The sequence below is a fragment of the Syntrophus sp. (in: bacteria) genome (assembly GCF_040768185.1).
GTDB classification, from domain to species: Bacteria; Desulfobacterota; Syntrophia; order Syntrophales; family Syntrophaceae; genus Syntrophus; species Syntrophus buswellii.
In genome coordinates, this window is sequence record NZ_JAXGNC010000005.1 from 117012 (window position 1) to 129354 (window position 12343).

The following is a 12343-nucleotide window of genomic DNA, read 5'->3' on the forward strand; positions in this document are numbered from 1 at the left end:
TTCCTTGATTGCCTACAAGGCAATCCATACTTAAAAAGTATTTTTCCCCTATATTTTTCAAAATTTTCACAAATAATTCAAACTGACATGCGGATCGATATATATTGCGTCTCCCACTAACCGGTGACCAGATTTTGATCGTTAGAACTTCTCTGCCCAGGCCCGAATTCCCTTCATGATCATCTCAATGGAGATGGTTCCCACGAACAATGCAGTGATTCGTCCTGCGATTTCAATGTACCTCTGAATCAGGGCCTCTCGCTTTGGTAGCGTAAAATCGTGTAAGATCTTGAGACTGATCATGATCAGAATGGAGATACTGACTGCCAAAAAAACAGAGGCGCACGCTGCTAGAGGAGCAAGCTTCTTCCCTGCGATAACGCTGGCACTGATCGTACCTGGACCGATGAGCAAAGGCATCGCGATCGCACCGGCCAGTTGTTTCGAGTCGCCTCTTAGAATCTCGATCGCTGTGGGGCCGCGAAAGACAAACTGGAGACCGATAAGAAGAAAGACGATACCCCCAAAGATTTGGAAGGAAGCGAACTCTGCCTGCACAACGCTTATAAACACGACATCCCCAAGAATAGCGAAAAACCAAAAGACTATCATCGCGATCAGCGCGGCGCGAAAGATCACCCGGGTGAATTGCCGCCTGTCCATCCTCTGCACCACATCGATAAGATAAATGATGATCAGGAACGGGTTAAGGAGCATCAGTAACAGAGCCGTCGATTTGATGAATTCCATGATATTCTTATTGTACCTTTACAAAAAAAATGGGGACTATTCAGCACCTTGTTCTTTAACATTCATAAACTCGGGCCACTTGCCCTGAAACAGTAGCCGCAAAGCTTCAGACGCAGTAACGCCTTGTTTTCTGCAAGTCGACAGATAGCTTCGGATCCGGCAGAAGATTTTCTGCACCCTCCATTGATCGAAAGCAACCTGATATCTTTTGTTGAACCTTGGTCATTCGCAGGTCATTTTCGGTCTGGTTGTTCGAGAACGGCACATTGGCATCCTCCATGAATCTTACTGTTTCGTTCTCATGATCTCGAGGCGTTCCAGAAGATTTCTTGCTTTTGACCTTGCTGTTTTGCCTTTTTTCTTTTTCGCTGTTTCGTCTGGTGCTGGACATTCCAACTCGGCTTCTCGCAGCAGGTCACGGTAGCGCTTTCTGAACTGTTCCGACTCTGTTTCCTCAAGGCGTCCCCCTGCTTCATGGGTGGCCTTGTTCATTGCCTTCAGGAGGACAATCATCTGCGCCGCCCATTGCTGGTTATCCTGTTCTATCACTCTTTCAAGCTCGCGGAGGTGACGAGCGTTGCAGAGCGCATGCAAACCGCCATAGTGGAAGTAGGGTTTCCAATGGTCGTGGCAGAGGGTCCTTTGAAACTTCGGCAATATCCCCATCTCGTCCATCGCTTCGCACCCTCGTTTGGCATGGGGATAAAAGCAGGTAAAGCTGTCGTTCGAGACACTATGCAACCAACGCCGGGCTCCATCAATATGGATGCCGGTTTCATCGCTGTGAACCAATGCCGATTCCGCAAGCCGGCTTTTGCCCCACGATTCAAAGAACTCAAGCCGTTCAGAGGCATCCTTGTTGAAATTGTGGATCGACCCGGCACTGACCGGTATTCCCATCTGGTCCTGAAAGTGATCCTCTATGCGGTTGTACGGGATCAACTGGTACTGGGACATATAGACCGCATGGGCTTTGACGCCGATACCGTATTGCACCGGCCTGGCAACATCCTCTGGAAACGGTGCAACAAAACGCTTGCCGTTCTCATCTTCCAGAATTTCGGCCCGCCATTCGGTGGCAAAGAGGCTGATGTCGAGATCGACAATCCGGCGGCGTTCGTATCCAGTTGATTGATAGTTTCCTGGTGGCAAGGTTTCTCTGTCAACCCGGATTTCCTTGACCAGATCAGGCTCGGGAAAGGGCTTCAGCGTGGTGCCGATATGTCCATTCTGTCCACCCGGTTTGCGTGCTCCCGGTTCTTTCGGCGCCTTTTTCCGATTGGGATCGGATGACGGCGGCTTGCTGCTGTTCTTGCTGGTGAGTCCCAAGCGGTTGGTTAAAATGGTCACGAGAAGCAGCAGGACCTCAAGACTCGCCTTGAGTGCCGGAGATAGATTTTTCTCTTGTGCAATAAGATCGTTGACCCGTTGCACCGCATTTTCTACATTGATGTTCTCAACGGTCATGCAGCCATCCGTGTTTTTGTGATAGGCCACAATAACACAGATTTTCCAGAGCCGATTTGACCTTCCAGGATGCCCTGTAGGCCACGGAATAATTTTTATCACGGACCGGTGTTAGAGAATGCTTTGCAGGCAAATCAAGAGGCGCATGACATCATTATGGCGACATTGTAAAGGGGGCAGAAGATCGCACCGATTTTTTGAAAATCTTTCCAAAAACCGTGTCAAGAACTTTTTTCAAAGATCACAAAAAAATTGTGCTGAGCAGTTACTCCAGATAAAGAGCGCAAATGAGAGCGCGTGCGGCGGCAGTCACTGATTGGCCCCTTTACTGGATTTCAAGGGGGTGAATTGGTAAAAGCGCCGTATCACAATTCTCAATATTTATCAATGTGTATGAGACTTTATTGGTTGATCGATGTGACGCGGCAAAAAAGTAATGCAACCTATACGACCATAGAAGAAAGAACCCTTCCTAAAAAACATTCCGTCCTCAAGGATGAAGTCATTCTTTTTAGCGGAACGGGTGCGGCAGAAAAATGTCCTTACCCCGTTTTTCTCACAAATAATCTGAAGCTGGGCGCGACAACCATTGCCGCTATTTATAAGGATCGCTGGCAGATCGAGTTATTCTTCAAAGCCTTGAAACAGAATTTGAAGATCAAAACCTTTGTGAGAACAACACCTGATGCGGTTAAGATTCAAATTTAGACGGCAGTGATGGAATACCCTATTCAAACGGTTATCCTCCGTTTGTTTGGATTTGACAGGCCCTATTGCTCTATTATACTCTGCACCTCCTAAACATCCATTTCACCGTCACCAGGACCTTACGATCATGGGAATCCATGAGGCGACACGCGAGATAAGAAAGTCCGAAAACAGGATCTTCCAGGAATGGCTCTGCGATGTGCATGATTCCGGATACCATGGCCGGGTGTCCGTGGACCGGAAGTATTTCAGCATGATGCTCGACACGGTTGCCGCCGCCATGGAAACGGCTGATGAAAATCTGACTCGCAGCCGGTTCGACTCCTCCGCGGAATGGGACTTCCCGGGATTGCACATCATCAAGGAGAGCGGCATTACCCTGGAAGCATTTCTCGCGGGCTTCAAGGTCATGATCCGCTGTATTGAGCGGGTGATTTTACATTCAGACGCCACACGGCTCAGGATGCGAAACATCGCGGACGCCATGGAGCTGGCCGTTGTCGCCGAATGGGAAAATTTCCGGCCTGCCGGGCTCAGCCTGCACCCCGAACCGATTCAAGGGCCTGAGAGCCCGACGACGCCGGAGAAAATACTCTCCGCCATCTTTTTTTCCGTGGGCGAAGGCATCCTTCTGGTTGACCAGGATTTCGAGATCCTCAAGACCAACCCCCGGGCATGTGAAATTTACGGCCTGCTGGAACAAAACTTGATCGGGACGGACATAAGGACGTTGACGGATGAATCCGGGGCCGGGACGCTCACACTTTTTTTTGAGAAATTGATCGAAGGGCAGAGGTTGAGCGCCGAAATTACCGGCCTGTACGTCGACGGCAAGTCGTTCCCTTCAACGGTAACGGTATCCCGAAGCGATCTTGACGGGAAAAGATACTGGCCGATCATCGTCCAGGACGACACGGAGCAGAAAATTCTCGAAAAGCAGCTGCGACAGGAAAAGCAGCAAACGGAGGAAATGAACCTGACGCTCAAGACAGTCCTCAAGAGCATCGAACAGGACAAAAAAGATTTTGAAAACAGGGTCGCCACGAAGATCCGGACGTCCGTTCTGCCCGGCATCCACAAAATCAGCAAGTCCTCACATGACAATGTGAGCAGAAGCTACCTCTCCCTTCTTGAACAGCAGCTCCTGTCGCTGACCAAGGGATTTGAAAATGAGCTGCACGGGGGGCTTCTCAAACTGACCCGGACGGAAATAGAGATCTGCCGCCTTATACAGGCAGGCTGTTCCACCAAGGACATCTGCAACGCCATGAGGATTTCATACGAGACCGTCCAGACTCATCGGAAGAACATCAGAAAAAAGCTTGACCTCACCGGCAGGAAACTGAACCTTCATACGTTCCTGATGAACAGGTCGTTATAAGAATGATAGATTTGGAAGGAGAATGTCATTGAAGAGTATATGGGCTGAAGAATACGACATTGTCATTATCGGCTCGGGATTTGCCGGCCTCTCGGCGGCAATCGAAGCGGGAAAAGTCTGCCCGTCGGTGATCGTCCTGGAAAAGATGCCGGTGCCCGGGGGCAACTCATACATCAGCGGCGGATTGTTCGCCGCTGCGGGCTCCCCCCTCCAGGCCAGGGAAAGAATCATGGATTCGCCGGAATTGATGCTTTCCGACATGCTTGCAGCGGGGCTTGAACTCAACAACAAGGAACTTGCCCGCATTGTTGCCGAAAAATCCACCGAGACGCTTCTTTGGACCATCAAGGAACTGGGTGTCAAATACAAGCCCCGGTTGAGCCACCTGGGGGGGCATTCCGTGGCCAGGACCTACAACACGGCGAACACGTCGGGATCGGGCATCATCAAGCCGATGCTGGCGAAATGCCGTGACATGGGCATCCCCATCCGCCTCAGGACATACCTGAGCCAGTTTATCCTCACGAAGGGCGGCGAAATGGAAGGTGTTGCCGTCCGGGAGAATTATATCTTTCCCAATCGAGAAAGCGGCGTGCTGAAGCGAATCCGCGCACGGAGAGCCGTCATCCTGGCGACGGGAGGATTCAGCGAGGACAAGGAGTTCAGGGTCATCCAGGACCCCAAGCTCACGGAAGACATCGAGAGCACCAATCACCAGGGCGCAACGGCTGAAGGGCTGATCGCCGCACTGAAGGCCGGCGCCACCCCGGTCCAACTTTCGCTGATACAGCTCGGCCCCTGGGCGTCCCGCGATGAAGAGGGGTTCGGCGTCGGTTCCATGTTCTCCATGCTGGCGGGGTTTCCCTATGGAATCCTGATCGATGTCAGGACCGGCAGGCGCTTCATAAACGAGCAGGCCGACCGCAAGCTCCTGGTTGACGCCATGTTGAGCTCCGGCAGGGAGTCCATCGCAATCGTCGACCAAAAGGGGGGTCAGCACGCATCCACGCTGGACCAGTGCCTGAAGCGCGGAGTCGTCAAGAAATTCGAATCCATCGAGGAACTGGCTGCGGCGAATAATGTGCCTCTCGCCCCGCTGAAGGAAACCATCGACGTCTATAACTCTCTCATTGAAAAAGGCAGGGAGGACATGTTCGGCAAGCCTCTGCCCATGGATCTCCTTCCCATCAGTCATCCGCCTTATTATTCCATACGCCTGATCTCCAAAGTCCATCACTGTATGGGAGGCGTCCAGATCAACGCGGAGGCGCAGGTCGTTCACATCGAGACCCACCAGCCGATCAGCCGGTTTTATGCCGCGGGGGAGGTCACGGGGGGCGTGCACGGCGCCAGCCGGCTGGGCAGCAACGCCATTCCGGAATGCATCACCTTCGGCAGGATCGCCGGGAAAAATGCGGCGGCACAGAAGCCGCGCACATAAAGTCTACCGGACGACATAACGGGTATTAAATAATACCCGTTATTTACCTGTTAATTCCCCCTTTATTCCCGCACTTCTCAGTGCTACACATACAACGGCACGCAACGGAATGGCCTGATACGATCGAAAAAAAAAGCATCCTGCCTGCCAAGCGAAGTCCGGCGCTGGAAGAATTGGAGTCAGAACCGCCAAGTTTAGTTTTCTTTTAGGAGGAACTCATGAAAGAAAAAGAGAAAGTGGGAAGCGATGGGAAGAGACAAGCAACGAATCAGCTGAACCGCCGTTCTTTCCTCAAGGCAACGGCTGCCCTGGGAGCTGTTGCGGGGAGTGGCTTCGCCCTGAACATGGCGACCCCCGGATCTGCGGAGGCGGCAAAGCGGCCGCTTCCCAAGAAATGGGATGAAACCGTTGAGGTGCTGGTGATCGGCTCCGGCTTCGCCGGCTGCTCAGCCGCCGCCCAGGCCACGAGCAACGGGGCCAAAAATGTGGTCGTCCTGGAGAAGATGCCCACCTACGGAGGTAATTCCATCATCAACGGGGGCGTTTACGCCTCATGGGACGATAAGTTCCACTACCGCGAAAAACTCAACCTGGGAAACGACAGCGTCAATCTTCACGCGGAGGATACGCTCAAGGGCGGAGATTACTTCAGCATCCCGGCCCTGGTCAAGGTCATGGCGGAAGGCGCAACGGATGCCCTGAACTGGATGATCGACGAAGGCGGCGCGGTGATTCGTCCGACAGTCGTCCGGGCGGGCGGCCATTCAGCCTACCGGACCCATGCGGCGGGGATCGGCAAGGTCTATGTCGATGCCCTGAAAAGAATTGCGGAAAAAAACGGCGCCAAATTCCGCCTGGGCACCGAGGTGAAATGGATCTGGAGGGCCGATGCCGACCCCAAGAGCCCTGTCCTGGGCGTGGAGGTGAAGCAGGGCCGGAAAATATCCAACATTAAAATCCAGAAGGGCCTGATCCTCGCGTCCGGCGGATTCAGCCGCGACATCAAGATGCGCGGCGATCATTATCCCTACCTGTCCGGCTCAGACTGGAACTGCACCAACCACAAGGGCGCCACCGGCGAGATGATCCGCTATGCCCAGGCCATAGGTGCGGACACCTTGCAGATGAACTTCATCCAGCTGTATCCCTATGCCGATCCGGAAACGGGGATTCTCGACACCCCGGCGCTTTATCCCTTCAACGGTCCTGGAAACGGCATTGTCTATGTGACCAAACAGGGCAAGCGTTTCATCAGCGAACTGGCCCGGCGCGACCACGTGAGCTTTGCCCAGATCGCCCTTGGACCGCAGGGCAAGCCAACCTACACGATCTTCAGCGATGAGATGATTGAGAAATTCGGAGGAACCCGCGAGGAGACCGAGGCAGGCATCAAGAAGGGACGCCTGGTCAGGGCCGATTCCATCGCCGAGTTGGCGAAGAAAATCGGCATACCCTCCGATGCCCTTGTGGATACGATCAATAAGCACAACCAGTATCTCGCCGCAGGGAAAGACCCCGAATTCAACAAGCCGATCACCAAGGCCATGACGCCGATGACCAAGGGACCCTTCTACGCCGTCGCCCAGTGGCCCGCGGTGCATCATACGATGGGTGGGCTGCGGATCAATGAGAAGGCCCAGGTAATCGACATCTTTGGAGAAGTTATTCCGAAGCTGTATGCCGCGGGCGAGGTGACCGGCGGAGTTCATGGAACGAACCGCCTGGGAAGCAACGCCATCCCCGATTGCGTCGTCTTCGGCCGGGTTGCAGGGGGCACCGTGGTAAAGGAAAAGGCCTAAACGTTACATCCCTTCTTGAAAAGACAGTCTTTTTCCACTGAATCCGGGATTGCATTCATCACGTCATCCCGGGTTCAGAAAATTTTTACTGGAACGATCAGCCCCATGAAATAAGGAAACGGGAATGAAGAGATTCAGGTTGATACTGATTTTTGTGTTTTTGCTGGCTGTTGTCGCCTATATGGGATTTGGTGAGGGCCTGATCCAGGCGGCCAAGGCAGCAGGCCAAACAGCCGCGCCCCAGCAATCCCAGCATGCCGGTAAGATCGACTGCGCCTCCTGCCATGGAAAGGGATCCCCGGAACCCGACAGCACAGTGGAAAACCCTCGCTGCCTGGAATGCCATGGACCGATGGAAGAGCTGGCGAAGAGATCGGAGCCCGCGGATTTTCCGGACCGCAATCCGCACAAATCACATCTCGGCGATATCGCATGCACGGTCTGTCATCACGAGCACAGCCCCTCCGCAGTCTACTGTCTCGACTGCCACCGGAACTTCAAAATGAAGATCCCGGGAGGGAAGGAAGATTAAGAGGACCTGGTTAACACATCGGGAAGAACGGAAAGAGCCACGAAGTCTTTTGCGGCTCTTTTGCAAAGCGGCATGGCCATTCGATCCGCCTGAAATGGAGGAAGCTCATGGCACGATCGGGCCTCCTTCTTATCGACAGGCAAAGGAAAAGCGATGGTTGAGATCACGGAGAAGGCATCCGTTGCGTTACAGAGATTTCTTGCAGGGCTGAAATTATCCGAAGGGATCAGAGTCTATTCGCAGAAGTCCTGTTGAGGGCCAGCTTCTCTGGCCATAGCTCTGGATGACGCGAGGGGAAATGACGAGGCGTTCACCGTGCGGGGCATTCCCCTGGCGGTAGACAGGGGCATCCTGGAAAGGGTCGAATTCATTCGGCTTGATTACGTCGATGCCGGGGGGCTTTCAGGATTTTTACTGATATCCGGCCGGTTGAAGGAGGGTGGCGATGACATCAGTTACGATTTCATCTCCACCATTTCTTCCCACCCGATCGGAGGGTGAAAGGGCCGACGCGGATTTTCCGCAACTGGATTCATTTTGGGAAAAAAGCGGACGCAGGGGCTGATGCTTACGGGACTGCCGTTCCAGACATCGGGATGACCCTTTCAGAGGCCATGCATCCAGCGGACAGAAAGACGGACGTGCCCCATCCGCTTCCGGAAAGCCCGAAGCGCGCTCTCAAGATGCGACAAAGGGCCTCCTGATGTTTTTCAAAAACGGGAGGCCCTTTGTTGATTGATTATCGCTGCGGTTATTTTTTCGCCACGGCATCCTTAAGCTTCTTGCCGGCCGTGAATTTGGGAACCTTCTTGGCTTTGATCTTGATCGGTTTTCCGGTCTGCGGGTTTCTTCCCGTTCTGGCGGCTCTCTTCGCAACCTTGAACGTGCCGAAACCAATAAGTGTTACGCTTTCACCTTTTTTTAAAGCTTCCGTCATGGATCCAAGGACACATGCGACGGTTTCCTGCGCCAACTTCTTTTTTCCGACAACCTTTGTTACTGCCTCAACCAAATCACCTTTGTTCATTACCTTACCCTCCCTAGAAATGTTGTGCTTCAATGACCACGGCAGTTTCACAGTCCTCGCAAACCGGTTTATTATTTAAAGGCCATCGAATAAAAAGTCAACAAATATTATCAGTAAAATCAACAAGTAAGGAAGGAATATTTTGAGGAGCTTCTCACAGGAGGGATTGCCGGCATCACATCAGGGAAAGCCGCATGAATTGAAGAGGAGCTGATCGGGGAAAAGCGATGAAGCGACCCGGTTTGCCCCCCAATTCCGTAAATGATTTCAACGGCAACCGGCACGGCTGAAAACGAGGGATGGCGCCCCGGGAACTTCGGGTTAATAGAAGGGATAAAGATCAACAAGGATGGTTCAGACAGAAAAACGGTTGGGAATCCCTGAGGCCTTTGTTCGTACCATCGTGTAGCGCGTTGGCCTTTTCCAGTTCACGGGGCAGGTTCCTCTCGTCCGACCCCCTCCCACCAGTCAGCAGGAAGTTTTCCGTTGTTCTTCTGCTCCAGTTCGTGAGTTAATTTCCACATTTCAGCAGAGATATTCCGATTGTCTTCCATTGCCTGATTCCTTGCATTCAAATCCTTGCTTGCATTGGCTTTCCTGATGCGCGTCAGCGACTTGTTCAGATCCGCTTTGAGCTTTGCCATTTTATCCTGGAAAGCCTTCAGATCAATCTCTACGGGGGGTGTTTGGGTTGAAGCAGCCTTTTCAGTCTTCTCTTCGGCTTCCTCGAGGCGCTTCTCGGCTTTCGGGGCTTTATAAACTTCTGGTGCATCGATGGTGTATGTTTCAATAGCTTTTACCTGGTTTTTCTCAATACCCATCACCCCGAAGCCCGCGTCGAACTTCAACAGCTGGTTTTCTTCCCAGTACCGGAGTGTTGAAAATTGCCCCCCATTTTTAAGGAGAATCCGGTAAGCGGGGTCCCCGACGGCAGGAACCAGCAAGACCGCTATGAGGAATGAACAGAAAAGGATGCATTTTCGCATGGCTGTCATACCTTCCGGCCATACCCGCTAAAGAACAACCCGCCAGGCAGTTCTTTGGATCTGGCTGAGCTCATCGATGTTGGCGAGATTTGCCAGGGCTGCCGAACTGTAGAACAGGTTGATGCTGCCGGTAAGGTCTATCAATTTGCTCAAATGGCCGATCGTAACAAGGCTGCCGAAGATGTTGGCGGTGCCGGTTCCGAACACCCTGCCCGACCCTCTCAGGATGACAAGACCTTCAAAGCAGAAGTTTCCGTTTATTTGAAGCGACCCTCCGTCATCGACGATAATGATGCCCGCCCCGTTTGCAGTGGCATTCAGGGTTGTTCCGTTCGGAATGACCGTGACGGCGGGATTGGCCCGCGTTCCAAGGGTGGACTGATACAGGGGGGTTGCGTTACTGCTGCTGGCAAGGACCATCTCCACAAAATTATTGAATTCCGTTTCTCGGCTGGCACCCAGCGTCTGTGTCGGCACTCCCCCCAGATGCGCGGTAACATTTCCGGAGAGAGCGGGGCTCATGACGGTGAACAGACCCGGCAAGGCCGGCAGGACGGTAGCAGTTGTGTTGCAGGCATTGCCGTTGCAGTTCGGATCCGTCGGGACGGGATAATCATGGCCGTCGATGGCGTAGCCCCCTCCGCCGCCTGTTTTAAATTCAACGGCAGGACCGCCGCCATACATGGCCACCGCACCGTCCGCACCTTGAGGATAGAGCGGAACCTTCCTGATGTGGGTCTCGATCGTTTTAGAGACATTATTGGCCCCCGTGCCGGTCATCTGAAACTTATAGGTGTTCGAAGAAACATAGTTGAGATTCACCGAGGTATTGAAATTGAAGCCTGTCGGACAGCTCACGCTAATCGTTGTCGGCGTGTTGCCGGTGGGATAGTTCACCGTATTGGCGCGCAGGTATGCAATGACCCGCTCCACCCCGGCATCAGCATTATAAAAGGCCTTTTTGTTCTGCGTATAATTTGAAGTGATCTTGAGATCCGTCGTGGTGGTCATGACAGCCGCAGTCCCCAGGACAGCCAGCACGGCCATGACCAGCAGGGACACGACAAGGACCATCCCCCTTTCGTTGTCTGCTAATAGCTTTGAACCGCTGATCCTCCTCATGGAAAGTTACCTCCTGCTTCTTGATCAATACGCGAGATTTCTCGGCGTTACATAGGATGTCAACGTATACGTTCGATACCCGCTGTTGGTGCTGTAATTCGGATCCTTCCGGGCTGTACGGGTTCGGATTTCAATTTTGATCTTCCTGATACTGGCCAACGTTGCCGTTGTCGCCCCTGCCGCATCATAATAAGAAAAATTCAGGGCCTCGACATTCTCGGCATAAGGCTGAGCCCCCCCTCCGGTATTTCTGTTAATGCGCAAATTGCCAGAATCGTAACTGTATGTAATGTTTTCATTGGCATCAACCACGTCATTATCCCCATTCTGGTCTTGCGTGAAGGTGATCGAATTGGCGGAAGCGCTTGTTATGCCGGAAGAGGTCGTACCCGCCGGATCATAACCGGTCATGTGCATCTCCGTCGCCATCATGTCCATGGCGGCACGTGCATTCTGCTGCATTTCTACAATCAATTCCTGGGTGCTCAGGGATTTGTTCTGCGCCGAAAAAAGGCTGTAAAGAGCCGCCAGGATGATCGATCCAACTGCCAGGGCAACCATCAGTTCCACCAGAGAAAACCCCCGGGCATTTTTCGTGGATTTATTTCTTTTTCTCTTCAGGCCCGCCGGAATAATGTCCAACCCCCTTTTCCTTCTTTCCATGGCTGTTACCGACCGATAATGGTTGAGGCTGCTACGCTGCGGCCGCCCCCGCTCCAGGAAACCGTCACGACGACCGTTTTCATCGTATCATTCGGCTCCGCCGCGTCGAGTTTGCAGGTGCAGGTCCTTGTAAAATAGGCCCCGGTTGAGGAGCCCGAAACCTGGCCGTTCTGGGATGCATAATCCGTTGCCGTGATGCCGGAAGTACTGGCGCTGATATCCGCGTAGCTCTTATTTTTCATGTCTTCAAGCTTGTCCTTGACCAGCGTGGTCGCCATGGTCGTCATCTTGCTGACGGCGTTTCCCTTGATGACCGTTGCGGTCAAAGAGAGCAACGCCAGCAGTGCAACCAGCAGCAAACACATCGCGACCAGGACCTCAATCAGTGTAAAGCCTCGTTTATCGGGAATTGCCGATCTCATGATTTACGTTCTCCATAATGCGATGATCATCTGAAAGAGGCTGTT

General features: G+C 52.8%; 11 protein-coding genes and 2 pseudogenes. 6 read left to right on the forward strand and 7 right to left on the reverse strand.

Annotated features, from left to right (window positions below; translation table 11 throughout):
- Positions 1-141 precede the first annotated feature (141 nt).
- Together AB3175_RS07125 and AB3175_RS07130 are read right to left on the reverse strand one after the other, a co-directional pair.
- Positions 142-750, reverse strand: a complete 609-nt coding sequence (locus AB3175_RS07125) for a MarC family protein (RefSeq protein ID WP_367360258.1) — start codon at positions 748-750, stop codon at positions 142-144.
- Between the two features lie 36 nt (positions 751-786).
- Positions 787-2217, reverse strand: a pseudogene (locus tag AB3175_RS07130) (IS66 family transposase).
- Positions 2218-2610: 393 nt separating this feature from the next.
- Here AB3175_RS07130 and AB3175_RS07135 point away from each other — a divergent pair.
- From AB3175_RS07135 to AB3175_RS07160, 6 genes and pseudogenes are all read left to right on the forward strand, one after another.
- Positions 2611-2922, forward strand: a pseudogene (locus AB3175_RS07135) (transposase); the annotation flags it as partial.
- A gap of 130 nt (positions 2923-3052) precedes the next feature.
- Entirely contained in the window at positions 3053-4306 is a 1254-nt protein-coding gene (locus AB3175_RS07140; protein WP_367360259.1) for a PAS domain S-box protein, read from the forward strand.
- 28 nt (positions 4307-4334) lie between these two features.
- A complete protein-coding gene (locus AB3175_RS07145; protein WP_367360260.1) occupies positions 4335-5747 on the forward strand; it encodes a flavocytochrome c in 1413 nt (470 codons plus the stop codon).
- A 218-nt stretch (positions 5748-5965) separates the two neighbouring features.
- Positions 5966-7546 carry a flavocytochrome c gene (locus tag AB3175_RS07150; protein WP_367360261.1) on the forward strand — a complete coding sequence of 527 codons (1581 nt, stop codon included), beginning with the start codon at positions 5966-5968 and terminating at the stop codon, positions 7544-7546.
- A 124-nt stretch (positions 7547-7670) separates the two neighbouring features.
- Positions 7671-8078: a cytochrome c3 family protein gene (locus tag AB3175_RS07155; RefSeq protein ID WP_367360262.1), complete on the forward strand. Its 408-nt coding sequence runs from the start codon at positions 7671-7673 to the stop codon at positions 8076-8078.
- 315 nt (positions 8079-8393) lie between these two features.
- Positions 8394-8579 (forward strand): hypothetical protein, encoded by a 186-nt coding sequence (locus AB3175_RS07160; RefSeq protein WP_367360263.1) that lies wholly within the window; start codon positions 8394-8396, stop codon positions 8577-8579.
- 250 nt (positions 8580-8829) lie between these two features.
- On the opposite strand, the gene AB3175_RS07165 is transcribed toward AB3175_RS07160, so the two are convergent.
- From AB3175_RS07165 to AB3175_RS07185, 5 genes are all read right to left on the reverse strand, one after another.
- Positions 8830-9105, reverse strand: a complete 276-nt coding sequence (locus AB3175_RS07165) for an HU family DNA-binding protein (protein WP_093884048.1) — start codon at positions 9103-9105, stop codon at positions 8830-8832.
- Between the two features lie 428 nt (positions 9106-9533).
- Positions 9534-9953, reverse strand: a complete 420-nt coding sequence (locus AB3175_RS07170; protein ID WP_367360264.1) for a hypothetical protein — start codon at positions 9951-9953, stop codon at positions 9534-9536.
- A gap of 165 nt (positions 9954-10118) precedes the next feature.
- Complete coding sequence (locus AB3175_RS07175; protein WP_367360265.1) at positions 10119-11213, reverse strand: PilX N-terminal domain-containing pilus assembly protein; 1095 nt, start codon at positions 11211-11213, stop codon at positions 10119-10121.
- 24 nt (positions 11214-11237) lie between these two features.
- On the reverse strand, positions 11238-11855 hold the full coding sequence (locus AB3175_RS07180; protein ID WP_367360266.1) for a PilW family protein: 618 nt from the start codon (positions 11853-11855) through the stop codon (positions 11238-11240).
- 26 nt (positions 11856-11881) lie between these two features.
- Positions 11882-12298, reverse strand: a complete 417-nt coding sequence (locus tag AB3175_RS07185) for a type II secretion system protein J (RefSeq protein ID WP_367360267.1) — start codon at positions 12296-12298, stop codon at positions 11882-11884.
- Positions 12299-12343 lie beyond the last annotated feature (45 nt).

What these genes read in the sequence shown, in the direction of transcription:
- AB3175_RS07140 (WP_367360259.1), top strand. Translation starts at nt 3,053, where the DNA reads ATGGGAATCCATGAGGCGACACGCGAGATAAGAAAGTCCGAAAACAGG.
- AB3175_RS07155 (WP_367360262.1), top strand. Translation starts at nt 7,671, where the DNA reads ATGAAGAGATTCAGGTTGATACTGATTTTTGTGTTTTTGCTGGCTGTT.
- AB3175_RS07185 (WP_367360267.1), bottom strand. Translation starts at nt 12,298, where the DNA reads ATGAGATCGGCAATTCCCGATAAACGAGGCTTTACACTGATTGAGGTC.
- AB3175_RS07150 (WP_367360261.1), top strand. Translation starts at nt 5,966, where the DNA reads ATGAAAGAAAAAGAGAAAGTGGGAAGCGATGGGAAGAGACAAGCAACG.
- AB3175_RS07165 (WP_093884048.1), bottom strand. Translation starts at nt 9,105, where the DNA reads ATGAACAAAGGTGATTTGGTTGAGGCAGTAACAAAGGTTGTCGGAAAA.
- AB3175_RS07175 (WP_367360265.1), bottom strand. Translation starts at nt 11,213, where the DNA reads ATGAGGAGGATCAGCGGTTCAAAGCTATTAGCAGACAACGAAAGGGGG.
- AB3175_RS07125 (WP_367360258.1), bottom strand. Translation starts at nt 750, where the DNA reads ATGGAATTCATCAAATCGACGGCTCTGTTACTGATGCTCCTTAACCCG.